This window comes from Sporosarcina sp. E16_8, assembly GCF_017347095.1.
GTDB lineage: Bacteria > Bacillota > Bacilli > Bacillales_A > Planococcaceae > Sporosarcina.
The window spans coordinates 121,686-147,876 of the sequence record NZ_JADPRZ010000002.1; the positions used below are offsets into that span (position 1 = coordinate 121,686).

Here is a 26,191-nt window from a genome sequence, read left to right on the forward strand (position 1 = left end):
TGATTTACAAGGGGCTCTTATGTAACATGATGTTAAGTGTGTTTTAAGAGCCCCACCAAACTCGCTGCTCTAACAGCGGGTTTATTTTTGTTTTGGAATCCAAGCATCCACATAATGAATAGCTGACTGGAGATCTTGATGCTTTACATCTTTATATGACGTGACAGCAAATCGGTCTTTAATTTCGCGATACAATTCGCTAAACAAACGTTTACGTACTTCTATATCATTTTCAACTGTGTATATTCTTGCTCCGACTGCTTTTTGCAATCTCCGTTGTTCCCCATGATCTAGAGTAATTCTGTTTTCAACCATGCTTCGGATTTCAGATACATCTTCCTTCACCTGTTCCAACTCCTCAGAGGTTTCTAGACTCAACCGCATCGATGCTTTTAATTGTTCGGCAGGACTTAAAATCTTAGGTGCGTTCAACGTTTGCTCCATTTCTTCAAAGCGAGTTACATAAGCAGCGGTGAAGAGGACACCTTTTTCTCCTGACATTTTGTTAGCGACCATATCGCATCCGGCCCGCGTGAGTAAGTAACAAGGTTGTATTTGATTCCGATTGTTGAAATATGTGCTTTCAACAAAGAATTTCTCACTCCCGTAATCTCGGGAGTGAAGTATTTCTAAATACTTCCTAATATCAGCCAGTAAATGGTCATGCCTTTTTTCTACCATTTCCGCAACATCCCGACTATCTGCAACTACTTTCCCGTGAATAGCTACCACTTTTAATTCATTGATGTTATTCATTCCATTTCCCTCCCTCTCTTTTTAAACAATCGCAAAGTGTTCCTGATCAAGCGTGAGATACAACGACCAAATCACCCTGTCGTTCGATTTATTAAGATTGCCACCGTAAGCTACACGAAAATCGTTCATTAGATTTTGCATACGTTGCACTCTGAGATAAGAGTCTTTAACTTCCTTTATTTCTTTCAGCCTATTTGTCCAACCAAGCATTTCTCCGAATGTCATTTCATTTCCACCTCTCATTATCTTTTTTCTCAGCCCGTACCCGGCCAACCGCTTCAAATGTATGGGCCGCGATTGCTAAACCAGCGATGAATACTAAGTAGAGTGCGAACATTCCCCAGTCTGTGTTCATTGGACAACCTCCTGTTTGATACCGACATATTCGTTTAATAATTTTGGTGAAATGTGATAGGTCCATTTAGACGACATCTGCACCGCAAAACCGAAAGGCAATATATTTCTTTGCAAGCCGACCCTTACGAACTGCTGTGATTTCCCCATTAATTTAGCGGCATCTGATATTTTGATGTTTTGGGGTTCTCCCACGAATTACACCTCCTCTTCCCGAATTGGACAGATTGGACAAACCTAGTCCAAAAAAATATCTTTCATCGAGACGTCTAGTCCATCTGCAATTCTTTTCAGCATTTTAGTGGTGCCTCGGTTGCCAACTTCAACTCTGCATAACCATTCGTTTGTGATACCAATTTTATCCGCCAGTTCCTTCTGGGTGAGGTTTTTTCTTATTCGAATAGCGGCGATGTTGTTCTTCATTTTTACACCTCCTATGCTCGCGAGTTGTCTTATATGTCCAACTCGTTAAACTTAGTATAATTGGACATATTGGACAAGTCAAGTATTAAATTAGACATTTAGGACAATACTAATTAAGCTAACGGTTTTTATTTTGGTTTAAAAGGACAATTACGTATAATGGATAAGGGTGATGTTAATGAAGGAAGAAGATATTGGTTCAAAAATTCGAAGGTTGAGAATAGAAAACGGAGATACGTTAAAGGAGATGGCCAAAAAAGTTGGTAAAGATTTTTCGAGTTTAGGGAAAATTGAAAGAGGAGAACGTGATGCTTCAATTGATTTATTAAGAATTATCATCGATATGTATGGGGCAGATCCTAGATATTTTCTTGGACAGGGTTTTACGCAATCGGAAGGACATCTACTAATAGAAGAAGACCTGAGCCCTTCCAGCCTAAAAGAGAAATATGATTTTGTTGTAGACGGGGTCGAAGCGACAGATGACGAAATCAAGGAAGCATTAAGGCTGATACGTTATTTACGCAAAGACGAAAACTCGGACTGATTTTCTTTTTGTTGTTTTTCTTTCGCTATTTGTTTTTTCAACTCAATGATTAAGTGTTTTAAATCAATACCCTTTTTCAATTTAATCCCTCCAGTAAAGGTGGTAGCGTTTTGTATGATGTCGGCAGATGTCTCTTGTCCGACTTACTTCTACAATCGCGCATGACTCAACAAGAATTAGCAGATAGATTAGGCGTCACCAGGCAACAAATCGGAACCTATTCCACAGGGAAACGAGAAATGACCTTGCATATTGCGAAAAACATTTCTTACATCCTAAATTGCAATATGGACGATTTGTACCAATGGGACCGTGTAGAAGAGCGAACAAAGAGACGATGAAGAGTAGATTTAGGTCTACTCGCCGGCACTTGTCAGTCTGCTGACTTACATCTAATATTACAACAATTCTTGGAAATGTCGAACATTTGTTGTTTTTTGTTAATTTAATGTTAGTATAACATAAAAGGCGAACGAGTGTTTGCGCACTTGTGAAACAATATATGACAGGAAATATAACAACGTTAAATCGACCTTAAATCCGCTTTTTGTTAGGAGGAGAAGTTATTGAAAAACCCAAACGGCTATGGCTCAGTCTTCAAGCTGTCAGGCAAGCGTAGGAGGCCTTTTGCCGTACGGATAACAGTTGGATGGGATGATAACGGCAAACAGCTATATGAGTACCTAGACTACTTCGTAACCAGACCTGAGGCGATGATTGCCTTGGCTGAGTATAATAGGGATCCATACGATCTTTCCGATAAAAAAATCACCTATGCAGAATTATACAAGCGTTTCACCCTTGAAAATTTCTACAAAGTCGAAAATGGAGTTAAAGTACTCAAAGCTTCAGAATCGAAGGTGTACACCTATCAAATGGCTTTCGGTCTCTCTAAAGCGCTCCACAGTTTGAAGTTTGTAGATATAAAAAAATCCCACATGCAAGCGGTAATAGATAACTGCGACAAAGCTTACGAAACGAAAAAGAAGGTAAAGTCATTGTTTAACCACCTGTACAAGCTTGCTATGGAGAATGATTTAGTGGATAAAGATTACGCGGCATTCGTTGATCTTGGCGAGAATGACACAGTGAGCAGTAGGGAGCCTTTTACTACGGAAGAAGTTGCTTCACTTTGGGAAAATATCGACAAATCGGATTTTATCGACACCATACTGATTATGATTTATACAGGCCTGAGACCAGGCGAGTTAGCCACTATTGAAAACGAAAATATAAATATTGACGAGAGGTATATGCGCGGAGGATTAAAGACTGCAGCTGGGAAAAATAGAGTCATTCCTATCAATATGAAGATCCTACCTCTTATCGAAAAACGTATTAATAGCAATCAAAAATATTTACTAGCTGATCTTAAAGGGGGTTCTGCCAAGCAGAGGTACGACGACTTCAGTAGACGGTATTGGAAACCCGTAATGGAGCATTTGAACATGAAACACTTACCGCACGATTGCAGACATACTTTTGCCACGTTAATGGATAACGCCGAAGCAAACAATACTTCCATTAAACGTATTATGGGCCATGCCTCGAAAGGCGTTACAGAAAAAGTATATACCCACAAAGATATTGAGCAGCTGATAAAAGCAATCGATTTGATTTAAAACCCTGTATACTACTTGTATATTTCTTGTATATTACGAGTGAGTATTTACACGATTTCGCACACTCTTAAAAACAAAGAAACCCCACAACCGCACGGGGCTGTAGGGTTTAGAAATCAGATATTCTTACCACGGGGGTAGATATAAATGAAAATGGCGCGTTGTTTAGTCTGCTTCTGTAATTCATTACTTATGAACACGTCTGTTGATTAACCATTTATTCTCATAAAATACTGGTGAGAAGGGCTTGGAAAACACCGTTTTCACTTGACCCTTTTCGGTCCGCTTTCGGCGAAATAATCACGACAGATTTACCGAGGGGGCCCCAGTGTGTCTAGGAATGACTTCATCATTCCTAGACACACTCTTTTCGGTCATCCTGTTGTGAATAGTTGCCTGTCGCGTCCCTACACTTTTCAAGTGAAAAATGCGGTTGCTTTGGAAGAATAGAATAGATGACATTTTATGGTGACTGTAAGTGCCCGAAGATACAATTTCGGGCACTCTTGCACGTTGTATAATGTGCTTCTTGCTTACTTTTATTAAATTTTATGCATCTAATTATGTGATGTCTACTAGAATGTGACACTTCTTTAATAAAGAAAGGAAAAACCATAGAGAAAGCATCAGCCGCCAAAATTGCATCTTTGGCGGCTTTTATCCAGGTAGATGTCCCTTTATTCTTTCGTCCCACAAAGTCGCAGCACTTCGTGTACTTATGCATTTGGAGCGCGACGGATGAAGGATCACCATACGATTAACGAAACAATATGTAGGGATGCGACAAAGACGCATCCCTACATATCCAGACATCTCGGTAATGGTATAGTAGTCGTTCAATCTAAAGCAATCCCGAAGCAACAATACATGTAGCGCCCAGTGTGCAATTAATTTATCCCCTAGTTAATTTTGGTTAATCGACAGGTGTGACTTATGGATTGCTTAATTACCCTGTTGTAAAGGTAGACAGATACGAATCAATGTACCAACACCGATTGAGCTTTCCACTTCGACTGTCCCACTATGAGCTTCCACGAGGTGTTTGACAATGGCTAGCCCTAGCCCTGTGCCACCTGAGTCACGGCTCCTAGCACGGTCAACACGGTAAAAGCGTTCAAATAGCCGTGCCAGTTCAACTTGTTCGATACCGATTCCTTCATCTTGTACTTCAATAATGGCATTTTTCGCTATTATTTTAACTGAAACAGTAATTTTTGTCTGTTCTTTTGAATAGTTAATCGCATTCGACAAGAGATTCACCATTACTTGAATTATTCGACTCGCATCGCCTTCGATAACGATTTCATCTGCAATATCCAAGTTGATAGTCATCATCTTACGCTCCAAATTCCCTGAAACGATTTTCAATGCATCATTCATAAGTTCTAGCAGCTCAACATGTCCAAACTGAAGTGAAAAATTTTCTCTTTCCATTGCTGACAATTCGAGCAAGTCATCAATTAATAGATGTAGTCGGTTACTTTCTTTCTGAATGATTTCAAGAAATTCTTTCATTATGACAGGTTCATTCATCGCACCATCTAATAATGTTTCAGTAAATCCTTTAATTGAAGTAATAGGAGTACGAAGTTCGTGGGATACATTTGCAACGAAATCTTTTCTTATTTCTTCAAGTCGGACAAGTTTCGTAATATCATGCATGACAACGACAATACCGAGCCAATTACCATGGTGGCCGATGACAGGTGCACCATAAACGCCCATGTAGGAATAATACCCTCCAGAATCAATTCTGACCTGTTTTTCATGCACTTGTTCTGTCATAAAAACATCTTCAATCAATTTTTCAATTTCAATTGGTAAACCTATAGTTTTAAAAGTCTTACCGATGGGCTCCTCTTTTGAAAAACCAAAAGTCTTTTCGAATACCCCATTTACAAGATTGACTGATCCTTCACGACCAAACATCAGAAGCCCACTACCCATGCTTTCAATAAGTGTTTTCAAGCGTTCTTTTTCCATCATTCGAAGTGTCGACATCTCTTGGAGATTGCTCGCTATTTTGTTAATGGAAATCGCAAGTTCATTGTCATATTCTGGTTCATCCGTCTTAGTTCTTGCAAGGTAATCGCCTTGTGCAATTTGCACGGCCACTTTCGTCACTTCGTCGACCGGACGAGCGTATTGCATCATCATCCGCATCGCTATAAAGAGAGAGAGAATAAATGCAATTATCAACGTGATGATTAAATAGACCCAGTATTGCCGTTGTAGATCAAGTGCGATATCCCGTGCGAATAAAGGGAAAAACTGACCAAGGACAATACCGAGGCCAGTTAAAAGTACTGAAAGAAGAATTGCACAAGCGATTGTTAATCGAGAATATAAATCCTTCATCAGACTTTCGGCTCCTCAAATTTATAGCCAATTCCCCTTACCGTCTTGATGAAAACAGGTTTCTTCGTGTTTTCTTCAATTTTCTCACGTAAATGACTGACATGAACATCGACGATGCGCGTATCGCCAGCAAAATCATAATTCCAGACTGCACTCAAAAGCTGGTCTCGTGAGAGAACGCGATTCTTGTTCTGCATGAAATAAACAAGTAGTTCGAATTCCTTTGGAGTGAATTCAAGTTCTACTTTATCAAGATAAGCTTCGTATTGTTCAGCGTGCACCGTTAATAATCCAGTGGTTAAAACTCCTGTTTCTTCCACTTTGTCTGTCCGTTCCCCACTGCGTCTCAATACAGCCTTAACGCGTGCAACAACTTCACGTGGACTGAACGGCTTCGTCATATAGTCGTCCGCGCCAATCTCAAGACCGAGCACTTTGTCGAGCTCGTCCCCTTTTGCCGTAAGCATGATAATTGGTATATCGAGTCCACGCTGTCTTAACGTTTTGCATACATCAATTCCGTCCATTTTTGGAAGCATTAAGTCTAGTAATATTAAATCAGGTTTTTCCATTTCTGCTTTCAATACCGCTTCTTCCCCGTCAGCAGCAGTAATTGTTTCGTATTGCGCTTGTTTCAAGTTGTATTCTAGTAGTGTTCGAATCGGCTGTTCGTCATCGACAATTAATATTTTCTTCATGCTTGAACTCAACTTGCATCAATCCCCTATCAAAAATTATCCATTGCTTGTGATGTTAGACGCTCTTCCACTTTTGGCGGAGTGACTGTCACTATTCCAGAAATGACGATGTCTTCTTTTTCGTCACGTGCTTCGATTGAAATGTCTATTGAATTTTTTTCTTTATCAACATGAATAATTTCTAGCAAAAAATTGATAGTTGTATAGTGATACACTGCTTTTGGGAATGACAATTGCTGTTTCACGATATGTGAACCAGGTCCAGGTAAGTACTTTGAAACGGCGGACGTCACAATCCCTGTTAGCATAATAGTTGGTACAATGGGCAATCCATAAGCCGTCTGTGAAGCGTAATCATGCTGAATATAGAGGGGATTACTATCATTTGTCAGTCCTAGATAGAGCAGTAAATCTTTATCTTCGATTTTTTCTGTCAATTTCAACTTTTCTCCAACAGTTATTTCCTCTATCTTTCTACCTAGACGCCTTTTCTTCCCTAGTATCAACTTATTTCCCCCTTTTGAATGTGGTAATACAAGTTTAACAATAATCAGAATAAAAATCGAGTAGCATATGCTACTCGATTTTTATTAAAGATATTAGACAAGAACTTTCATAACAGCTTTAACTGATTCAGCAGAATTAGCTAATGCCGCTTTTTCGTCTTCAGTCAATTCAAGTTCGATAATTTTTTCGATACCGCCTGCGCCAAGCACAGTTGGAACGCCGATGTAAATACCATCAAGACCGTACTCGCCTTCAAGGTATGCAATTGAAGGAAGAACACGTTTCTGATCTTTTAGAATCGCTTCAGCCATTTCAACAAGTGATGCAGCTGGTGCATAGTAAGCAGAACCATTACCGAGAAGGTTAACGATTTCTGCTCCGCCTTTGCGTGTACGGACTACGATTTCTTCAAGACGCTCAGGAGAGATCAACGTTTCAAGTGGAATACCGCCTGCATAAGAGTAGCGTACAAGTGGAACCATATCATCGCCATGACCGCCAAGTACGAAACCAGTGACGTCTTTAACAGACAAGTTCAATTCTTGCGCTACAAACGTACGAAAACGTGCGGTGTCAAGTACGCCAGATTGTCCGATTACGCGTTCTTTTGGCAATCCTGATTCTTTGTATACTGTGTAAGTCATAGCATCAACCGGGTTCGTCAATACGATGATTGTTGTGTTCGGAGAATGTTTTACAATTTCACCCGTTACGATTTTCATGACTTTTTGGTTCGTCTGAACAAGGTCATCACGGCTCATACCTGGTTTACGTGCAATACCAGCTGTGATAATGACAATATCAGAGTCTTTTGTATCAGCGTAATCTGAAGTCCCAATAATATTCGCGTCAAAACCTTGAATAGGTCCAGCTTCCATCATATCAAGCGCTTTCCCTTTTGTCGGATTTTCCATTTGTGGAATATCGACGATCACTACATCACAAAGCTCTTTTTGAGCTAAAAGAAATGCTGTAGTTGCACCAGTGAAACCAGAACCGATAACTGAGACTTTTTTACGTTGCATTGTCATGAGTCGACTCTCCCTTTATTCATATGTATGAGGGGGTGGCCCCCTCATTAAATCTATTAAAATCTTTAGCGGTGGAAAACCGAGACCTCCCACCGCTGAATTATTAATAAATCAATTACGCCTCAGTATAATTGCGACCAAGTTCTGAATTGCGCTACCGCAATTCAAAATTTGTGACAGCTGTCGGAGGCTTAGGCCAACGAGGAGGAATTGTAGTACATTCCTCCATGTTGGTTAAAGGTTTTTGATCAATTCATTTGCGAATTCAGATGCTTTCACTTCTGTTGCGCCGTCCATAAGACGAGCAAAGTCGTACGTTACAACTTTAGAAACAATTGTTTTTTCGATTGAAGCAGTGATCATAGCTGCCGCTTCGTTCCATCCAAGATGCTCAAGCATCAAGACGCCTGAAAGAAGGAGTGAAGAAGGGTTAACTTTGTCAAGTCCTGCATATTTTGGTGCAGTACCGTGAGTTGCTTCAAAGATTGCATGCCCAGTAATGTAGTTGATATTTGCTCCAGGAGCGATACCAATTCCACCAACTTGTGCAGCAAGTGCATCAGAAATATAGTCACCGTTTAAGTTCATTGTCGCTACAACATCGAACTCTTTTGGACGTGTCAAGATTTGTTGCAAGAAGATATCAGCAATCGAATCTTTAACGATGATTTTGCCTGCTGCTTCAGCTTCAGCTTGCGCCGCATTTGCAGCATCAGTTCCATCAGCATCTTTGATTTCATCATACTGGTTCCATGTGAAGACTTTATCGCCGAATTCTTGTTCAGCAACTTCATAGCCCCAGTTTTTGAATGCGCCTTCTGTGAATTTCATGATGTTTCCTTTGTGAACAAGCGTCAATGACTTGCGGCCTTCTTTAATAATATAAGTAAGAGCAGCACGTACTAGACGTTTTGTACCTTCTTCAGAGATAGGTTTGATACCGATTCCAGAAGTTTCTGGGAAGCGGATATTTTTAACACCCATTTCATTTTGTAGGAAATCAATCATTTTTTTCGCTTCAGGTGTACCTTCTTTGTATTCAATACCTGCATAGATATCTTCCGTGTTTTCGCGGAAAATAACCATATCACAATCTTCAGGACGTTTAACCGGTGAAGGAACACCTTCAAAGTAACGTACTGGACGTAGGCAAGTGTAAAGATCCAATTCTTGGCGAAGTGCAACGTTCAATGAACGGAAACCGCCGCCGATTGGCGTAGTAAGTGGTCCTTTAATAGCGATCAAATACTCATCTATTGTGTCAAGTGTTGCTTGTGGAAGCCATTCGCCAGTTTCGTTGAAAGCTTTTTCCCCTGCAAGAACTTCTTTCCATACAAGCTTTTTCTTGCCATCGTACGCTTTATCAACAGCCGCTTCAAGTACGCGTGATGCTGAATGCCAAATATCCGGACCAGTACCGTCACCGATAATAAAAGGAATTATTGCGTGATCAGGAACATTTAAAACACCATTAGTTACTGTAATTTTTCCACCGTTAGTCATAATTAATTTCCTCCCAAATTCAAAATCAGAGGGTCGCAAATATCTATGCTGCCCCATGTTTTAATATTCTTATCGTTCTTTAATTGGAACGTATTTCTGCATGCCTGGTCCAGTATAATCTGCACGAGGACGGATCAATCTGTTGTTCGCATATTGCTCACGGATATGTGCAATCCATCCAGAAATACGAGATACTGCAAAAATCGGCGTGAATAAATCATGATCGATGTCGAGTGAATGATAGACAGAAGCCGAATAGAAATCGACGTTTGGCGGTAAATTCTTTTCGCCAGTAACAATTTCTTCGATTTTATTGGACATATTATACCATTTCTCTTCGCCGCGAAGTTCAGTCAAACGCTTAGACATTGCACGAAGATGTTTCGCACGTGGGTCACCTTTGCGGTAGACACGGTGGCCGAAGCCCATGATTTTTTCTTTGTTATCTAATTTTTCACGGATATACGCTTCTACTTTATCTTCAGAACCGATTTCCATTAGCATTTTCATTACTTGTTCGTTTGCACCACCGTGAAGTGGTCCTTTAAGTGCACCAATCGCTGCTGTAACACCTGAGTACATATCAGAAAGCGTCGCTACACAAACGCGCGCTGTGAATGTAGATGCATTTAGCTCATGGTCTGCATGAAGGACAAGTGCTTTGTCGAATGCTTCAATTGCAATTGCTTCAGGCTGTTTACCCGTAAGCATGTATAGGAAGTTTTCAGCGTAGCCTAGTTCAGCTTTTGGAGCAACTGGCTCAAGGCCTTTACGGATACGTGAGAATGAAGTAACGAGTGTAGCGATTTTTGCTTGAAGCTTAATCGCTTTTTCGTAATTTGCTTCTTCAGACATATCTTCTGCTTTTTCATCGTATAGTCCAAGTAGAGATACTGCAGTACGAAGTGCCGCCATTGGGTGTACGTCCGCAATCGGATACGTTTTGAAATGATTAAGTACTTCTTGAGGAACAGACATGTTCTCTGCAAGCTGTTTTTTCAGCTCTGCAAGCTCGTCCTCTTTCGGCAGACGCTGGTGCCATAGAAGATAAATAACTTCTTCAAAGCTGGCGTTATCTGCAAGATCATCAATATCATAGCCGACATATGTAAGTGTGTCATCAATAATAGAACTGATTGCTGACTGTGTCGCTACGACTCCTTCCAACCCTTTGGTTGACGTCATATAAATCGCTCCCTCTTTCAGTACAGCTGTCCAATCTACAAAAAAAAGACAGAAGAACAGCTAGTCTGCTAATACTAATTCGCTACTTAAAAACGCTTACAACGACCATTATAATCAATTTTGTCATCTTTGTGAATGGATACGCTTGTTTTTGTTTTTTGTTTTATAAAAAGGGGGTCGGAAAATGCCGGAAAATCGGAACAAGCAACAAGCATTTCATTCAATTTTCATGAAATGGTTGCCTGCTGTTTTGGCGGGTATTATCCTGTTTACTGTTCCCCCGGCGGCAATCGCCGTCATCATCGCCTACTTCACTGCACCTATCTTATCATCCATCCGCTCAATGACCAAACTTCCACTTACAATTGCGACATTATTCGTTATGACACTTATGCTTTTTTTAATAAGCGCGTTTACTTTCATCGCAATTCATGGACTAATTGACACCGTTCCAACTGTCGAAAGCCATATAGCGCCATTCACACAAAACACCGACATTCTAAGCAGACTATTCACTTTTCTCGAAGATAAAGTTGTGGAATATGGCCATGCGCTTCTGGAATACACCTTAACGATCATTAGTACCGTATTTCAACAGCTATTCAGTTTGTTCATTTTCCTTGTTTCTTTCTTTTTCGCCCTACGGGAATCCGGAAAAAACCGCTACTGGTTTCTAGTCTATTTCCCGAGTGTCATACGCCAGCCCGCTAAAAGAATGTTCACAACATCCGGTAAACTTATCGGAACGTTTGTGTCAGTAGAAGCCCGCTTATTCTTCCTGACATTCTGTATTATCACAATTGGGTTCTTGCTTCTACGATTCGAGTCACCCATTGGCAACGCTTTTCTTATCTCACTAGCAGATAGCCTACCATTCCTCGGAATCGGTCTGTTTCTTCTGCCCATGGCCGCTTTCTTCCTATACACAAACAATATATATATAGGGATATCACTCATTTTACTCTATCTTTTTACCATGATAACTAGACAAATGGCGGAATCATATATGTGGGCATCCACTTTCCACCTAAAACCAATTCATGCTTTTTTCATAACGGCTTCTTCCTTCTATCTATTCGGATTACCCGGTATTCTACTCACGCCGTTCTTACTTTTTGCCGCATTGAAAGTAAGACAACATCCTTTATTTACCGAATAACAATTTGACTTTTTTTCATTTTATTATAAATCCAATTCTGAATGAATGGTCTGATGCTATTTCTTGGGCCTTTGAAGAGTAGTAGAAAGCCGACTAGGTCGGTAATAAAACCGGGCATGATCAGCAGAATCCCACCAAGTAGGATACATGCACTATCAATAAGTGCATCTCCAGGTGTCTCCATAGTTGTCGTACGTATTTTCAATTCTGTCCAAGCCTTCATCCCTTGACGTTTAGCGAAGTACGCCCCTCCTATCCCCGTAATGAGGATGATAGCTATCGTAGGAAGAAGTCCCATCGTCTTGCCTGAATAAATTAGTAAAGCAAGTTCAGCTGTTGGAACAGCAATAAATGTGAGTACAATCCATTTCATGCTAAAATACATCTCCTATCAAAAGGCTGCTTGCCGAGCATATCGGAAGCAGCCCTCTCTTATTTATTCCGCATTAACGGACAGTAAGACCCCCACTTCAAGTCTTCAAGGACACCAGAAGAATAAGTGGGGGATCAACTGCCCGTAAAAGCCCGAATGGTTATACTACCAATCATCGGGGGATGAAGAACCCCCACGATGATTGATGATTAACTTTATAGAACGCTCGCACGCCCATTATAGATAACGCCAGATTCAGCATCCATCGTAATTTCCTTGCCATGTTGAATAATTTTGGTAGCATCTTCAACACCGACAATGACCGGTATACCTAAGCTGAGTCCAACAATTGCACCATGACTTGTCAATCCGCCTTCCTCCGTAATGAGTCCTGCACATTTCTCGATGGCAGGCATCATATCACGATCAGACGCGTTCGTTACAAGAATTGCTCCTTCTGTATCATATGCTAATGCTTCAGCAGCATTTTTGGCTACAACTGTTCGCCCATAAGCCACATCTTTGCCAATCCCTTGTCCTCGTGCAAGCAAATCACCGATAACATGAATTTTCATCAAGTTCGTCGTTCCTGCCTTACCAACTGGAACACCAGCCGTAATGATAACTACGTCACCATGTCCGACATACTGATGTTTAACGCTCTCTTCTATAGACTCTTGCAAGATTTCATCAATCGAAGAAACTTTTTTTCCAACAATCGGATAGACGCCCCAGATGAGTGATAGTTTTCTTGAACATGCTTCAGATGAGGTTACCGCAATAACAGGGCAACCTGGACGGTATTTAGCAATCATTTTTGCAGTATGACCACTTTCTGTTGGAGCAAGGACGGCCTTCACTTTCAAGTTAATAGCCGTGTATGCCGCAGCTTGTCCAATTGCTTCAGTCATATTACCGTGTTTTTCGCGTCGACGTGTTGAAACCACAGAACGATAATCGATGGCCGCTTCCGTAGTACGTGCAATCCGATCCATCGTCTGAACTGATTCGATTGGATAAATTCCCGCTGCCGTCTCTCCTGACAGCATAATTGCATCGGTACCGTCAAAAATCGCATTCGCTACATCGCTCGCTTCCGCACGTGTAGGACGCGGGTTACGCTGCATTGAATCAAGCATTTGTGTTGCTGTAATAACTGGCTTACCCGCCTGGTTACACTTCTCAATCAAGTTTTTTTGGACAAGTGGCACTTCTTCTGGAGGTATTTCTACACCGAGATCACCACGGGCAACCATAAGACCATCCGAGACATTAAGGATTTCATCAATATTGTCGACACCTTCACGATTCTCTATCTTCGGAATAATTTGCAAATTTGAACCATTGTTGTTCTCAAGAAGGGCTCGTATTTCCATAACATCGGATGCCCGCCTTACAAATGAAGCAGCTATGAAGTCGACATCTTCCCTAATACCGAATAGAATATCTTCTGCATCTTTTTCCGTCATTCCAGGAAGTTGAACCGAAACCCCCGGTACGTTAACGCCCTTATTATTGCTTAAGGGTCCTGAATTAATAATCAGTGTATGGATTAATCCTCTTTCCTCATCTTTACCAGTAACTTCTAATTGTATTAGGCCATCGTCTAAAAGGATGACCGAACCCTCGTTCACATCTTCAATCAGTTTATCGTAACTTATTGAAAACACATCACTATTTCCTTCAACCTGCGTCATAGAAATATCAATTTTTTGTCCTGCTACAAGTTCCAACTTGCCATTTTCCATCGAATGCGTCCGAATTTCAGGACCTTTCGTATCTAGCAGGATCCCAACAACTTTACCTTTTTCACGTGCAACTTTTCGAATGGTATCGATACGGGCTTTATGTTCTGCATGATTACCATGGGAAAAATTCAGCCTCGCTACATTCATACCTGCGTCAATAAGCTTTTCCAATAGTTCCGGTGATTCACTTGCAGGGCCAATCGTACATACTATTTTCGTTTTTCTCATCAACTATCGCCTCTTTTAAGTTTATTAAGAACCAGTTAAATAGACAATTCCTCGGACAGTTTGTACATCTCCATATCCAAACCATTCGATTGTTCGAAAACGTCCGTTAGTTTATAGTCTACCACCACATGATTTCGCATGCCAATCGCAATGCCGCCGCGTCCTTCTTTCAATACTTCTACAGCTTTTGCTCCGTACTGACTTGCAATGACACGATCACGTGCAGAAGGAGAACCCCCTCGCTGAATATGTCCTAGCACCGATATGCGTGTTTCAATATCTGCTTCACGCTTCAATATTTCAGCAAGTTCCGCAGCCGACATAACCCCTTCAGCTACAATAATGATACTATGCTTTTTGCCCCGTCCCTTACCGCTTTTCAGTCGTTCGATAATCGTAGGCAATTCATACTTCTCTTCTGGAACAAGAATCGTTTCAGCACCACCGGCAAGCCCCGCCCATAAAGCAAGATCCCCTGCATCGCGCCCCATAACCTCAACGATAAATGTACGTTCGTGAGAGGTAGCAGTATCGCGAATCTTATCTATAGCATCAATGACCGTATTCAATGCTGTATCAAAACCAATTGTTAACTCAGTACCATTAATGTCATTATCTATTGTTGCAGGAACACAGACGCACGGCATACCAAGAGCCGTTAATTCAAGTGCGCCTCTGAAAGAACCATCTCCGCCAATGACGACTAAAGCTTCAATTCCGTTCAACTTCAATTGTTTCAGCGCTTTTTCACGCCCCTCAAGCGTCCTGAATTCAGCACTGCGGGCCGACCGTAACATCGTCCCTCCCCGTTGAATGATATCACCCACGGAACCCAGTTGCAGAAGTTCGATTTTCCCTTCGATTAATCCTTGATAACCATTGAAAACGCCTGCAACTTCAAGTCCTTCGTAAATTGCTTTCCGAACAACCGCACGAACTGCAGCATTCATCCCAGGCGCGTCTCCCCCACTTGTCAACACAGCAATTTTCTTCATTGTAATCACTCCTATGTAGATTCTATTTTTTTGTGAACACGAAAAAATGCGGTCACCCGCATCTTTCTTTTATTCAGTAAAAACGCCAATACAGCGGAATTTATCATAACGATGGTCAACTAGACCTTTGCCATCCAGAGTTCCTAATTCACTCAACGAAGTTCGGATTGCATTCCCGATACTAATCGCTTGCGCTTTAGAGTCACGATGGGCACCACCTCGAACTTCAGGAATAATAGCATCGATAATACCCATTTCTTTCAAGTGTGGCGCTGTAATCTTCATAGCTTCTGCGGCTTGTTTGGCAAGACTTGAATCTTTCCAAAGAATGGTTGCGGCCCCTTCAGGTGAAATAACGGAATAAGTTGAGTGCTCAAGCATATGAATATGATTTGCCACCCCAAGTGCTAGTGCTCCGCCACTTCCACCTTCTCCAATGACAATAGAAATAACCGGAACAGTCAAGCCAGCCATTTCAACAAGATTACGTGCAATCGCTTCGCTTTGTCCCCGCTCTTCAGCTGCCTTGCCCGGAAAAGCACCTTTCGTATCGATGAAACAAATGATTGGTCTACCGAATTTTTCAGCCTGTTTCATGAGACGCAACGCTTTCCTATACCCCTCAGGATGTGGCATTCCAAAATTTCGTTTGACGTTCTCTTTTGTGTCTTTCCCACGCTGATGGCCAATAACTGTTATTGGCACCGATTCAAATGAAGCGATACCACCAACAATTGCTGCGTCATCGCCATAAGCCCGATCGCCGTGAAGTTGCATAAAATCTTCAAACAACATAGTGATATAATCAATTGTAGTCGGACGTTCCGGGTGCCTCGCAACTTGAACGCGGTCCCATGGTTCCATATTCTCATATATCTCTTCTTCCAAGTTTTTCAATCGAACCTTTAACGTTCCGATTTCTTCTGAAAGGTCAACTGAGTTGGTCGCCGTGAACTCCTCTAGCTCAACGATTTTCTCGCGAAGCTTGATAATCGGTTCTTCAAATTTCAACGTTTTCCCCATGTCAGTTAGCCCCTTTCACGTGAAGTCGAACAATCTTAGAAATAGTTTCTTTCATATCGTTACGGTGAACGACTGCATCCAGTTGGCCGTGGTCCAGGAGAAATTCTGCCGTTTGGAAGTCGTCCGGCAATTTCTCTCTAACAGTCTGTTCGATAACGCGTCTACCCGCAAAGCCTATAAGAGCTTTTGGTTCCGCGATATTAATATCACCCACAGACGCGAAACTTGCAGACACTCCGCCTGTCGTTGGGTATGTCATGACAGATATATATAACAAACCTTGACTCGCATGACGTGTAAGTGCGACACTCGTTTTCGCCATTTGCATGAGCGATAACACGCCTTCCTGCATACGTGCTCCGCCGCTAGCAGAAAAGATAATCATTGGAATGCCAAGTACAGTCGCTTTTTCGATTGCGCGGGTAATCTTTTCACCTACAACCGACCCCATCGAGCCCATACGGAAATGTGAGTCCATTATGGCTACAGCAATTTCCAGTCCATCGATCTTACCTGTTCCAGTAAGAACTGCCTCATTCAAACCCGTTTTTCTCGCATCTGACTCAACTTTTTCAGTATAAGCAGGGAAATTAAGTGGATTTTCCGTTTTCAAATGATCGTCAATTGACTTGAATGTCTCTTCATCGAATAGGCAAGCCACGCGTTCTGCTGCTGTCATCTTCAAATGATGATCACATTTAGGGCAGACTTTCATTAGTTTGATTAAATCTTTTGTTAAAATGATATTTTTACATTCTGGACATTTTGTCATAATTCCTTCAGGTACGTCATTTTTAGCGTCAACAGAAGGTATTGTCGTCGTATGCTTTTTTCTATTTTTCATAAAAAGATCTCGAATCATTTAATATTGTCCCCTCTTTCACTTTCAACTAGTTCAATCCATTCAGAATAGGCTTCCAATGTGGCAATCACATTGCCATCGCCCAAGTTTAGAAGCAACATTTTCACACTATCGTTTTCATTAACTTTTGTCATTTCACTGAATGGTACTTTACTATATTGTTTTAATAAAAACCAGATTTTAAGCGACAATCGATTTCCAGCAGCAACAATCATCTCGCGGACGAGGTCCTCTCGTAAAATTTCCCCATCCTGTTCAATTTTTTTCAACAAGCTTTCCCATACAGGTAATGCCCGTAATGCACTATCTTTACATATAGCAAGGATTGCCGCAGTCTCATGAATTCTCCGTGTTCCTTGGACATCAGTGACAGAGTCTGGCTGTTGCATGATGAAAGCTGCAAGGACTTCAACGAGCTGATGCTTCCGGAAATCGACAAGGAATGTCCCTTCACCTCGCCGCGTTTCAATAAGTCCGAGCAGTTCCAAACTTCGTAACGCTTCACGAATCGTGGACCTTCCTGCCTGCAGACGCTCTGCCAATTCACGTTCGGAAGGTAGCTTTCCACCGGTTTCAATGCCTTCTTCTGTAATTATCGATCTAAGTTCTCCGACAATATCTAGAAACATCTTCGACGACGGTTTTGGATTTTGCATGCGTGGACCCCTTTGGAAATATACATGATGAAAAGTGGTCTGACCACTCCTGTCTTTAGCATACAGAAAACGATGCTGAACGTAAAGTGAAAGGTGGAAATTGAGCCAAATTACAACACATAACACATACATATATGCAACCGCACGTCTGTTGATCAAAGCGATTCGAAAACACCTGTACATAGGGCGCCTAGCGCCTTATCACAATAGTGGCCAGTCATTTACTAGTTAACCTAGGTTATTCAGCACATGTTATGCATTAATGAAAAGGTATGCCCGTTATTGTAACGGGTTCGGTTGATGGGGAGAAAAACAACAATAACAAGTCAAATAACAACCTATTTAGAATATGTATTATACATGAATTAACAATAGAAAAAGCAAAAGTAAACGCACAGACTATTAAGCCTGTGCGTTTTTTACTTACCGTATTTCCTACTATAAATTTCGTATCACTTGTTCCACAATCGAACCCATTTATTGAATACGAGCAGTGCCTTTATGCTAGAATCGTGTCTAGTTTAGTGCAAGAGTTCCTTTAATTCTTTTATGGACCTATCGTCTGAAAATATGTTTCCTCACCATTTTTAAATACTTTCATGTATTCATATTCCTCATTCAACTTTATTTTGTATAATTTATATTCGTCTACTAACTCCGTTACTTCAGAACCTTTGCTTAAATATAAGTTCCAAGAATTATCATCGACCTTAATATCCAAACTCCCAAAACCATTTTTGCTTTCCAAAAAGTCTTGATTAAGATACAAATAGTGTTTTTTTTCTGAATCATTGAACATATAAATGCCGTTCCCCTTATTACTTTCAGAAGTTTCTATATGCAAAATAAAATCTTTTACATCCTTTTTAACTTTATCTATACTTACTTCTGAAAAAGATACTTCATCATTACTACACCCAGACAAAATGCTACCTATCACAAAGATTAGGACTAAAAGTCTTCTCAACTTTTCACAATCCCTTCAAATAATTTTAATTAAAAAATCCTAATTTTGGCTCGTTTGTTTAATAAGCCGTCCTCTTAGAATCTATTTTAGCACAAAATACCTTGTTCCCTTCGACGTTTTCAATTATTTCAAAATTGTTTTCAAGGAAACCATTCCACCCACCAATTTTAATGCGATTTACTATCGATATTCGCCTTAAACGTTGATACAACAACAAAAATAGGGACATCAATTCATATGCGAATTGCGTCCCCATATGCCATGCTTTTTAACGTTTTCTCCCCATGTACCGAACCAGTTACCGTTATTGGCATGCCTCTTAACTATTTTTCGTTTGTTGAACAAGTATTTGCGGCTTACCTCTACGACGTTCAACAGTTCCTTCGACATGAATTATCGCCATTTCAACAAGCTCGTTTTCTGAAATCGTATATTGTTTTGGGAATAACGTACAAGAAATTTGTCCCGTCTCATCTTGAATCGTTACAAATGCCATCGATTCCCCTTTTTTCGTTCTTATTCGTTTAATCTCAGTAATAAGACCCACCATTTTCACATACGCACGGTCTGGAATTGCATCAATTGAAGTAATGGTATGGAATCCACCACCTGCCGCTTTTTTCACTTCTGCCGCAGGATGTTCTGAAAGATAGAATCCAAGCACTTCTCTTTCATATTCGAGTAAGGTCATGCGGGGCAGTGTTCCACCCGGAGAATATTTCGGGCTTGCCACAGAACGAAGCACTTCACTCAATAAATCATCCCCATCATCAGGGCGGATGAACAATGCATGAGATATCGCTGCGTCAATTGAAGCGAGTAAAACAGCCCGTGATTCTCCGAACTCATCGAGTGCCCCTGCTTTTACAAGTGGACGAATGGCCTTCTCAGTAAATACATCCCCACCGACTGATGCTGCCATATCAAATAATGACTTCCATTTGCCACCAGACTTCCTTGCACGCTTTATAGCATCGTAAAATGTAGGCGTCACACCTTTGATAGCGCCAAGTCCAATCCGAATTGAGCCTTTCTCAACTGTATACATATATTTACTATACATAATAGATGGCGGTAAAATCTTAACGCCTGCCGCCTCAGATTCACGCATTAACTCCATTGCCTTGTCATTATTTCCAGTCATTGATGAAAGGAGTGCAGCATAAAAATAAGCGGGTTCATTCGCCTTCAAATAAGCAAGCCGGTACGAGATGAGGGAGTAGGCAACAGCGTGACTTTTCGGAAATCCGTAGTCCGCAAACTTTACAATAAGATTATAAATTGCAATAGCCGAATTTTCCGGAAAACCATTTTCGACAGCTTTTTGCGTAAAATGAGTTCGTTCTTTTTCTAGATTCTCCCGATTCTTCTTACTGACAGCACGCCTTAACAGATCCGCTTCACCCATCGTAAATCCCGCCACGCGGACTGCAATTTCCATGATTTGTTCTTGGTAGACGATAACCCCATAGGTTTCTTTCAAAACAGGTTCAAGTTGCGGATGAATATATGTTATTTTTTCTTTATCATTTTTGCGCCTGCTATACAGCGGAATATTGTCCATCGGCCCCGGTCGATAAAGTGCATTAATCGCAAAAATATCTTCAAATTTATTTGGGCGAATCAACCTGAGGGCATCTCTCATTCCATCAGATTCAAACTGAAAGATCCCAGTCATATCACCCGCTCTAAAAAGCTCAAATGTTTTTTCGTCGTTTAGGGGAATCCTTTCAAAATCCAAACGAATTCCTTTATCGTAGTTGATCATTGACCTGATACGGTCTAGTAAAGTTAAATTACGCAGACCTAAAAAGTCCATTTTCAATAAACCTTGTTCTTCAACATCCCCCATCGGCCATTGGGTAAGGTAAATCCCATCCGCTCCACTTTGAAGTGGTACTACCTCAACGAGCGGGACAGGCGATAAAATCACACCTGCAGCATGTGTAGATGCGTTACGGGGCAATCCTTCAAGGCGGATTGCCGCTTTCAGCCAATCACTTCGTATCGGATCAATCGCAATCCAATCTTGCAGTGCCTTCGATTCTGCAACTGCCGCCTCAAGCGTAATTTTATGTCTATTTGGAATTTCCTTCGACAAATAAGCCATTTCTTCATTTGAAAAATCAAACACACGTGCCACATTTCGGGCGACTGATTTGGCGGAAAGCGTACCAAACGTAATGATTTGCGCGACATTTGTCTTCCCATATTTCTGCGCGACATAGTCAATTACTTCTGCACGTCGATTATCCGCAAAGTCGATATCAATGTCTGGCATTGTTATACGGCCCGGATTAAGAAATCGTTCAAATATAAGCCCATATTTAATCGGATCAACATCTGTGATGCCGAGAGCATATGCAACGAGCGACCCGGCCGAAGACCCCCGCCCCGGACCCGTCAAGATAGCATTTTCTTTGGCGTAACGCATAAAATCTTCGACAATCAGGAAGTAATCAGCAAAGCCCATCTCACTAATTACACTGATTTCATAACGAAGGCGTTCTTTGTATGTCTCGTCCACTTTGCCTAGTCGTTTCTGCAAACCTGTCATGCCATTTTGCTCCAATAAAGTTGTTGAAGTTTCTCCCACCGGAACTGGAAACACAGGCATAAGCGATTGACTCGGAGGCAGTGTTGCATCACAAGACAATATGATATCTGACGCGATCGTAAGCCACTCTGGCCTGTCTGAGAACCATTCAGCAAGCTCTATTTCTTCTGGGAGATATGCCGCCTTTTGATGATTTTCAGGCTTAGCCGGGTCATTCAGCTTGAATCCTGTCCGAATCGCTTCTGCAACTTCATAAGCGAATGCATCTTCCTTCTCGGTGTACCGGCTTTCGTAGACCGCAGAAATAGGCGTACTAGTACTATCTGCAATTTTTTCAATTAAATCTTCGTCAGGATGTCTGATACCTCCCGGCCTAGCAACACCAATGAAAGTCGATGATTTGTCGCAATCCTTAATGACTCGCCGAAACATTTCTTCATTTCCCAATAAGATGGGTCCCCAGGATACATCCGTCAATGGGAATACGACGATACAACCTTTACTATATGCTTTCAACCATTGCAACGGCAGTGTTTCAGATTCTCTTACAGAAACGGCGCTGCTCATTTTCAGTAGATTGCGATAGCCTTCATCATCTTTTGCATAGACATACAGAAGCACAACTGCTCCTTCTCCAATTTCTAAAAAGATGGATAACCCGATAACTGGGCGAATATCGTATTTTTTCATCACTTTATAAAATGAACGAACGCCATACAATTTTGAGTTAACAATTGCAACAGCTTTAGCCCCTCTCCTTTTCAGAAGCGGGGCTAGGTAATCAAGTTTATTAATGCCACGTAAAAGATCAGCGCCAGTTACTACTTGCGGATAGACAAGTGTCAATGCAATCCCTCCGCCTTTTTTTATACACACAATTGTTTTAACTTCGCGATGACTTCGTCCACTTCTTCCCATGAGTGGACAGAAGCACCAGAAGCAAGAGGGTGTCCACCGCCGCCGTATAGGGCAGCCAAAGTATTGATGACAGGACCTTTCGAGCGCAGTCGAACGCGAATTTGATCCTCTTCTTCTATGAATATGATCCAAGCAACAATTCCTTGGACGTCACCTAACGCCCCAACGAGTTGAGATGTATCAGATGCAGTTACCCCAAATTGTTCGAGTGTCGCTTTGTCTATTTTAACGAATGCTGCTCCATTTTCGTCCATTGTAAAGTTTTGGTACATATACCCTTTTAGATGTAGCAATTCCCGCTTAACCTCGTACATCCCCGCAAATAATTCCGGTCGATCAAAATCAAATTTGATTAGTTCACTTACCGCTTCGAAAGTAGTAGTTGTTGTACTCGGAAACAGAAAACGTCCTGTGTCTCCGACAATTCCCGCAAATAGCAGTCTAGCCACGTCAGTAGTCATTTTCCATCCATAAGACTGTTTGCCTTCTTCATACAAAAAATAGATCATTTCAGATGTCGAGCTCGCGGAGGTGTTAACCCATTTGATATCACCGTAAGGATCTGCATCGGGATGATGGTCAATTTTCATAAGCACAGCACCTTCTGTATAATACTCGCTGTCAATTCGACCCGTGTTCCCTGTATCAGTAACAATCACAAGAGCTCCTTCATAAAACGACCGCTCGACGTGATCTTGTTGCGCTAGGTAGGTAAGTGATTCTTCGTGTTGGCCCACTGCAAACACTTGCTTATTAGGATAGTTTGCTTTTATCAATTCCTTAAGTCCTAATTGTGATCCATATGCATCAGGATCAGGTCTTACATGACGATGAATAATAATTTTATCGTACTTTTCAATTGTGTCGATGATTTGTCTTTTCATATCCGATTCCCCCAAGCTTCGATATATTCAGTTCGCATTCTGCCCCCAAAGCCGCTACAATGTAAGAAGTTTGTATGTAATGGAGGGCTTTCATGTTAACGATAAATTTCATATTCGTATTTTTCATCATTGCTTCTGCGGTCTTCTATTTTTACTTTAAGACGCGGCAGTTCCGCACTAGATCGCTATTTCCAATTCGCAAAAAAATGTATGCCAGTATGTCTGGTGCCTCTCTTGGCGGTTTGCTGTTGTTTTTCGGACTCAATCAGCTGATGCTCTTTGACGGTATCACTACGTATATTATTGCTGCCTTATTTATCTTATTCGGGGCTTATGTAGGCATTTTCAATTTCAAGGCCTACAAACATTACAGAAGCTTTGTAGATGAAGAAACAAAGTTGAACGACAACTGATGCGCAAGTGTGCATCAGTTTTTTTGTCTAGTCTACATGCGCCAGCCCCTCCAGTCGCTTCAGTTTTGCTGATAAAGGAAAAGAACGCCTGTATCTTCAAGCCTTTTAGCAGGGAGGGATTGAACTTCATCCCTCCTACTTGTCGGGGCTATCCCGCGCATTTCGCTTAGGCCCACATGAAGTCTGTCATGCAGTAGTTGCAACAGGACGTTGCGATTTTCGACTGCGTTCTTTAATTACCGTTCAAATAGTTGATACATAATCATAGCCTTTGCAACTAGGTCACCTTCGGTTTGTATGTCGAAATCGACTTTTACAAACCTTCTACTCATATGTAATATCTTTGGAATAACGACAACTACACTTCCAAGTTCAACATTCTTAATAAAATACAGCGACATGTTTTCAGGGACACTTTCCCCGCGTTTCCGCATTTTTATGGCCCTGTTGCCCGCTTCAGTTAAAAGGGTGGTCAATGCTCCATATGACAAAGAACCAAACTGATTCGTCATCTGAGGGATGACTGTAAATTCAACAGTATGCGGTTGCTCTGGAATGGTTTTCATCTGACCTTTAACAATATCATCAATTGTTTCGCCTTGCTGTGGTTGACGCTGGGTCATTTGAAGTGCCTTTAACACATCCTGACGACTAATAATTCCAGCAAGCAACCCTGCATCCGAAACAACCGGCAACAAATCAATACCTTCCCAAATCATACTATGACCGGCCGAAGCAACAGATGTTTTCCCCGCAACTGTTATCGGATGACGTGTCATTACTTTTTCAATCAATTCATCATCCTTTTTACCGATTGCGTCACGTGAAGTAATTACACCAACAAGTTTCCCCTTTTTCTCTACAACTGGATAACCAGTATGAGACGTCCTATCGTTTACCTCATGAAAATGAGTGACCTGATCCTTCACTGAAAGTGTAATCGTATCAGCAAGTGGGGTCAAAATATCTTCCACCAGTAAAATTTCTTTTTCAATCAACTGATCATAGATTGCCCTATTCAACATCGTCGCAACGGTAAATGTGTCATAACTTGTCGAAATAACTGGGAGTTCCAATTCATCCGCTAACTTCTTCACTTCATCGGATGCGTCAAATCCTCCAGTTACTAGCACTGCAGCCCCTGCAAGAAGCGCCGTTTCATGCGCTTTCAATCTATTTCCGACAATCAAAAGACTTCCCGCGTCAATGTAGCGCATCATGTCATCTAATTGCATTGCACCTATAACGAATTTCGTCAACGTCTTATGCAATCCGCCACGGCCTCCAATCACTAGCCCGTCGACAATGTTAAGCACTTCTGCAAATGTAAGACGTTCAATATTCTCTTTCTTTTTCTTTTCAATCCGGATTGTTCCTACACGTTCAATCGTATTGACGAGTTTCTGATTTTCCGCCTCTTTGATGGCCCGGTAAGCAGTCCCTTCGCTGACAGACAGCGCCTTTGCTACTTGGCGGACCGAAATTTTCTCACCGACGGCTAGCCCCTCGATATAACGGAGTATCAATTCATGTTTTGTCGCCATGTCTTCACCTTTTTCTCTATCATAACCTTAAGGACATTCTACCACAAAAGGCTTAATAAAAGCGCTAAACGGGCGACTGAACGCAATAGATAAGATCTATGAAAAGAACTTTCGTATAGCACTTTTATAATTCTAAGGTTTCCCCAATCTCCATTATCTTCACTTCATGCCCTTCTGCAAGCGCCTTAAATGTTTCGGGGTCCTGCTCAATTGGTGGGAATGTATTGAAATGAATTGGTACAGTTAGTTTAGGATTGAGCAACTCGACTGCGTATGCAGCATCTTCGGGGCCCATCGTAAAATTATCACCGATTGGAACAAATGCGACATCGATTGGATGACGTTTACCGATCATCTCCATATCACCGAAAATAGCTGTGTCCCCAGCATGATAAATTGTTTTCTCTTCCGCCATTACTAAAATACCCGCGGGCATACCCGTATAAATAATTTCATTGGTCTCTGTCGTGTATGAGGAACTATGAAACGCTTGGGTATATTTCACTGTACCGAATTCAAATTTGTAGGCACCTCCAATATTCATGCCATGTGTGCGTATCCCCTGCCACCCCAAGTAAACGGCAAGCTCATTTGGGGCTATGACTAATGCATCGCTAGCCTTTGCAATTGCCACCGTATCCCCTACATGATCATTATGTCCATGTGTCAATAAGATAATATCCGGTTTTTCGTTTCCAACTTCAAGATCCGTAAGCTTATTTCCCGTAATGAACGGATCAATGAGTATTGTATAGTTACCTGTTTTTATTTTTACAATCGAATGACCATGGTATGAAATTTGCATTTAATAATCTCCTCCATTTTTTTATCTTATTCAATTTTCGTTATTCAACCTGTAAACCCTCTTTTTTGTTATGAT

At 41.3% G+C, this 26,191-nt stretch carries 27 protein-coding genes; 5 read left to right on the forward strand and 22 right to left on the reverse strand.

Translation table 11 applies throughout. From position 1 onward, the window contains the following. Positions 1–81: 81 nt before the first annotated feature. The 5 genes from I2484_RS02410 to I2484_RS02425 are packed head-to-tail and all read right to left on the reverse strand — an operon-like array spanning position 82 to position 1,533. Positions 82–756, reverse strand: a complete 675-nt coding sequence (locus I2484_RS02410; RefSeq protein WP_207149426.1) for a Rha family transcriptional regulator — start codon at positions 754–756, stop codon at positions 82–84. Between the two features lie 21 nt (positions 757–777). Next, entirely contained in the window at positions 778–981 is a 204-nt protein-coding gene (locus I2484_RS02415; RefSeq protein ID WP_207149427.1) for a hypothetical protein, read from the reverse strand. 1 nt (position 982) lies between these two features. Continuing rightward, positions 983–1,111 (reverse strand): hypothetical protein, encoded by a 129-nt coding sequence (locus I2484_RS21335; protein ID WP_255551007.1) that lies wholly within the window; start codon positions 1,109–1,111, stop codon positions 983–985. Continuing rightward, positions 1,108–1,305, reverse strand: a complete 198-nt coding sequence (locus I2484_RS02420; protein ID WP_207149428.1) for a hypothetical protein — start codon at positions 1,303–1,305, stop codon at positions 1,108–1,110. The genes I2484_RS21335 and I2484_RS02420 overlap by 4 nt, the downstream gene beginning before the upstream one ends. A 42-nt stretch (positions 1,306–1,347) precedes the next feature. Further along, positions 1,348–1,533 carry a helix-turn-helix transcriptional regulator gene (locus I2484_RS02425; protein ID WP_207149429.1) on the reverse strand — a complete coding sequence of 62 codons (186 nt, stop codon included), beginning with the start codon at positions 1,531–1,533 and terminating at the stop codon, positions 1,348–1,350. A 178-nt stretch (positions 1,534–1,711) separates the two neighbouring features. On the opposite strand from I2484_RS02425, the gene I2484_RS02430 reads away from it, so the two are divergent. The 3 genes from I2484_RS02430 (at position 1,712) to I2484_RS02440 (ending at position 3,702) form a co-directional block, all read left to right on the forward strand. Beyond that, positions 1,712–2,080 carry a helix-turn-helix domain-containing protein gene (locus I2484_RS02430; RefSeq protein WP_207149430.1) on the forward strand — a complete coding sequence of 123 codons (369 nt, stop codon included), beginning with the start codon at positions 1,712–1,714 and terminating at the stop codon, positions 2,078–2,080. Positions 2,081–2,214: 134 nt separating this feature from the next. Then, positions 2,215–2,421 carry a helix-turn-helix transcriptional regulator gene (locus I2484_RS02435; protein WP_255551035.1) on the forward strand — a complete coding sequence of 69 codons (207 nt, stop codon included), beginning with the start codon at positions 2,215–2,217 and terminating at the stop codon, positions 2,419–2,421. 225 nt (positions 2,422–2,646) lie between these two features. Then, positions 2,647–3,702: a tyrosine-type recombinase/integrase gene (locus I2484_RS02440; protein WP_207149431.1), complete on the forward strand. Its 1,056-nt coding sequence runs from the start codon at positions 2,647–2,649 to the stop codon at positions 3,700–3,702. A 942-nt stretch (positions 3,703–4,644) separates the two neighbouring features. On the opposite strand, the gene pnpS is transcribed toward I2484_RS02440, so the two are convergent. From pnpS to citZ, 6 genes are all read right to left on the reverse strand, one after another. Then, on the reverse strand, positions 4,645–6,060 hold the full coding sequence (gene pnpS, locus I2484_RS02445; RefSeq protein WP_207149432.1) for a two-component system histidine kinase PnpS: 1,416 nt from the start codon (positions 6,058–6,060) through the stop codon (positions 4,645–4,647). Then, positions 6,060–6,758: a response regulator transcription factor gene (locus I2484_RS02450; RefSeq protein WP_207149433.1), complete on the reverse strand. Its 699-nt coding sequence runs from the start codon at positions 6,756–6,758 to the stop codon at positions 6,060–6,062. Before I2484_RS02450 ends, pnpS begins: the two co-directional genes overlap by 1 nt. A gap of 29 nt (positions 6,759–6,787) precedes the next feature. Next, positions 6,788–7,264: a MaoC/PaaZ C-terminal domain-containing protein gene (locus I2484_RS02455; protein ID WP_207149434.1), complete on the reverse strand. Its 477-nt coding sequence runs from the start codon at positions 7,262–7,264 to the stop codon at positions 6,788–6,790. A 93-nt stretch (positions 7,265–7,357) separates the two neighbouring features. Beyond that, a complete protein-coding gene (gene mdh, locus I2484_RS02460) occupies positions 7,358–8,296 on the reverse strand; it encodes a malate dehydrogenase (protein ID WP_207149435.1) in 939 nt (312 codons plus the stop codon). A 234-nt stretch (positions 8,297–8,530) separates the two neighbouring features. Further along, the gene (icd, locus tag I2484_RS02465; protein WP_207149436.1) at positions 8,531–9,799 is read right to left on the reverse strand and encodes an NADP-dependent isocitrate dehydrogenase; all 1,269 of its coding nucleotides are present in this window, start codon (positions 9,797–9,799) and stop codon (positions 8,531–8,533) included. A gap of 69 nt (positions 9,800–9,868) precedes the next feature. Further along, positions 9,869–10,984, reverse strand: coding sequence for a citrate synthase (citZ, locus tag I2484_RS02470; protein ID WP_207149437.1), 1,116 nt, complete (start codon positions 10,982–10,984; stop codon positions 9,869–9,871). A 184-nt stretch (positions 10,985–11,168) separates the two neighbouring features. Between citZ and I2484_RS02475 the strand changes: the two genes are divergently transcribed. After that, positions 11,169–12,143: an AI-2E family transporter gene (locus I2484_RS02475; RefSeq protein WP_207149438.1), complete on the forward strand. Its 975-nt coding sequence runs from the start codon at positions 11,169–11,171 to the stop codon at positions 12,141–12,143. On the opposite strand, the gene I2484_RS02480 is transcribed toward I2484_RS02475, so the two are convergent. The 9 genes from I2484_RS02480 to I2484_RS02520 all read right to left on the reverse strand — a co-directional run bounded on the left by I2484_RS02480 (position 12,133) and on the right by I2484_RS02520 (position 23,354). Continuing rightward, on the reverse strand, positions 12,133–12,516 hold the full coding sequence (locus I2484_RS02480; RefSeq protein WP_207149439.1) for an FxsA family protein: 384 nt from the start codon (positions 12,514–12,516) through the stop codon (positions 12,133–12,135). The two genes, I2484_RS02475 and I2484_RS02480, sit on opposite strands and share 11 nt — an antisense overlap. A 215-nt stretch (positions 12,517–12,731) precedes the next feature. After that, on the reverse strand, positions 12,732–14,492 hold the full coding sequence (gene pyk, locus I2484_RS02485) for a pyruvate kinase (protein WP_207149440.1): 1,761 nt from the start codon (positions 14,490–14,492) through the stop codon (positions 12,732–12,734). Positions 14,493–14,527: 35 nt separating this feature from the next. Continuing rightward, the gene (gene pfkA / locus I2484_RS02490; protein WP_207149441.1) at positions 14,528–15,487 is read right to left on the reverse strand and encodes a 6-phosphofructokinase; all 960 of its coding nucleotides are present in this window, start codon (positions 15,485–15,487) and stop codon (positions 14,528–14,530) included. 69 nt (positions 15,488–15,556) lie between these two features. After that, the gene (locus I2484_RS02495; RefSeq protein ID WP_207149442.1) at positions 15,557–16,510 is read right to left on the reverse strand and encodes an acetyl-CoA carboxylase carboxyltransferase subunit alpha; all 954 of its coding nucleotides are present in this window, start codon (positions 16,508–16,510) and stop codon (positions 15,557–15,559) included. A gap of 1 nt (position 16,511) precedes the next feature. Then, on the reverse strand, positions 16,512–17,372 hold the full coding sequence (gene accD, locus I2484_RS02500) for an acetyl-CoA carboxylase, carboxyltransferase subunit beta (RefSeq protein ID WP_207149443.1): 861 nt from the start codon (positions 17,370–17,372) through the stop codon (positions 16,512–16,514). After that, complete coding sequence (locus I2484_RS02505; protein ID WP_207149444.1) at positions 17,369–18,028, reverse strand: FadR/GntR family transcriptional regulator; 660 nt, start codon at positions 18,026–18,028, stop codon at positions 17,369–17,371. The genes accD and I2484_RS02505 overlap by 4 nt, the downstream gene beginning before the upstream one ends. Before the next feature lie 547 nt (positions 18,029–18,575). Beyond that, the gene (locus tag I2484_RS02510) at positions 18,576–18,995 is read right to left on the reverse strand and encodes a hypothetical protein (protein WP_207149445.1); all 420 of its coding nucleotides are present in this window, start codon (positions 18,993–18,995) and stop codon (positions 18,576–18,578) included. Between the two features lie 319 nt (positions 18,996–19,314). Continuing rightward, entirely contained in the window at positions 19,315–22,398 is a 3,084-nt protein-coding gene (gene dnaE, locus I2484_RS02515; RefSeq protein ID WP_255551011.1) for a DNA polymerase III subunit alpha, read from the reverse strand. Positions 22,399–22,418: 20 nt separating this feature from the next. Further along, positions 22,419–23,354 (reverse strand): DHH family phosphoesterase, encoded by a 936-nt coding sequence (locus I2484_RS02520; RefSeq protein ID WP_207149447.1) that lies wholly within the window; start codon positions 23,352–23,354, stop codon positions 22,419–22,421. A 92-nt stretch (positions 23,355–23,446) separates the two neighbouring features. On the opposite strand from I2484_RS02520, the gene I2484_RS02525 reads away from it, so the two are divergent. Next, positions 23,447–23,767, forward strand: coding sequence for a YtpI family protein (locus I2484_RS02525; protein WP_149578932.1), 321 nt, complete (start codon positions 23,447–23,449; stop codon positions 23,765–23,767). 236 nt (positions 23,768–24,003) lie between these two features. Here the strand turns inward: I2484_RS02525 and I2484_RS02530 are convergent, their stop codons facing one another. Together I2484_RS02530 and I2484_RS02535 are read right to left on the reverse strand one after the other, a co-directional pair. Next, positions 24,004–25,311 carry a DRTGG domain-containing protein gene (locus I2484_RS02530; RefSeq protein WP_207149448.1) on the reverse strand — a complete coding sequence of 436 codons (1,308 nt, stop codon included), beginning with the start codon at positions 25,309–25,311 and terminating at the stop codon, positions 24,004–24,006. A gap of 124 nt (positions 25,312–25,435) precedes the next feature. After that, complete coding sequence (locus I2484_RS02535; RefSeq protein ID WP_207149449.1) at positions 25,436–26,116, reverse strand: metal-dependent hydrolase; 681 nt, start codon at positions 26,114–26,116, stop codon at positions 25,436–25,438. Positions 26,117–26,191: the final 75 nt, after the last annotated feature.

Excerpts from the sequence above, each read along its gene's own strand:
- I2484_RS02410 (WP_207149426.1), bottom strand. The coding sequence starts at position 756 with ATGAATAACATCAATGAATTAAAAGTGGTAGCTATTCACGGGAAAGTA.
- I2484_RS02415 (WP_207149427.1), bottom strand. The coding sequence starts at position 981 with ATGACATTCGGAGAAATGCTTGGTTGGACAAATAGGCTGAAAGAAATA.
- I2484_RS21335 (WP_255551007.1), bottom strand. The coding sequence starts at position 1,111 with ATGAACACAGACTGGGGAATGTTCGCACTCTACTTAGTATTCATCGCT.
- I2484_RS02425 (WP_207149429.1), bottom strand. The coding sequence starts at position 1,533 with ATGAAGAACAACATCGCCGCTATTCGAATAAGAAAAAACCTCACCCAG.
- I2484_RS02430 (WP_207149430.1), top strand. The coding sequence starts at position 1,712 with ATGAAGGAAGAAGATATTGGTTCAAAAATTCGAAGGTTGAGAATAGAA.
- pnpS (WP_207149432.1), bottom strand. The coding sequence starts at position 6,060 with ATGAAGGATTTATATTCTCGATTAACAATCGCTTGTGCAATTCTTCTT.
- I2484_RS02450 (WP_207149433.1), bottom strand. The coding sequence starts at position 6,758 with ATGAAGAAAATATTAATTGTCGATGACGAACAGCCGATTCGAACACTA.
- mdh (WP_207149435.1), bottom strand. The coding sequence starts at position 8,296 with ATGACAATGCAACGTAAAAAAGTCTCAGTTATCGGTTCTGGTTTCACT.
- icd (WP_207149436.1), bottom strand. The coding sequence starts at position 9,799 with ATGACTAACGGTGGAAAAATTACAGTAACTAATGGTGTTTTAAATGTT.
- citZ (WP_207149437.1), bottom strand. The coding sequence starts at position 10,984 with ATGACGTCAACCAAAGGGTTGGAAGGAGTCGTAGCGACACAGTCAGCA.
- I2484_RS02475 (WP_207149438.1), top strand. The coding sequence starts at position 11,169 with ATGCCGGAAAATCGGAACAAGCAACAAGCATTTCATTCAATTTTCATG.
- I2484_RS02480 (WP_207149439.1), bottom strand. The coding sequence starts at position 12,516 with ATGAAATGGATTGTACTCACATTTATTGCTGTTCCAACAGCTGAACTT.
- pyk (WP_207149440.1), bottom strand. The coding sequence starts at position 14,492 with ATGAGAAAAACGAAAATAGTATGTACGATTGGCCCTGCAAGTGAATCA.
- pfkA (WP_207149441.1), bottom strand. The coding sequence starts at position 15,487 with ATGAAGAAAATTGCTGTGTTGACAAGTGGGGGAGACGCGCCTGGGATG.
- I2484_RS02495 (WP_207149442.1), bottom strand. The coding sequence starts at position 16,510 with ATGGGGAAAACGTTGAAATTTGAAGAACCGATTATCAAGCTTCGCGAG.
- accD (WP_207149443.1), bottom strand. The coding sequence starts at position 17,372 with ATGATTCGAGATCTTTTTATGAAAAATAGAAAAAAGCATACGACGACA.
- I2484_RS02505 (WP_207149444.1), bottom strand. The coding sequence starts at position 18,028 with ATGCAAAATCCAAAACCGTCGTCGAAGATGTTTCTAGATATTGTCGGA.
- I2484_RS02520 (WP_207149447.1), bottom strand. The coding sequence starts at position 23,354 with ATGAAAAGACAAATCATCGACACAATTGAAAAGTACGATAAAATTATT.
- I2484_RS02525 (WP_149578932.1), top strand. The coding sequence starts at position 23,447 with ATGTTAACGATAAATTTCATATTCGTATTTTTCATCATTGCTTCTGCG.
- I2484_RS02530 (WP_207149448.1), bottom strand. The coding sequence starts at position 25,311 with ATGGCGACAAAACATGAATTGATACTCCGTTATATCGAGGGGCTAGCC.
- I2484_RS02535 (WP_207149449.1), bottom strand. The coding sequence starts at position 26,116 with ATGCAAATTTCATACCATGGTCATTCGATTGTAAAAATAAAAACAGGT.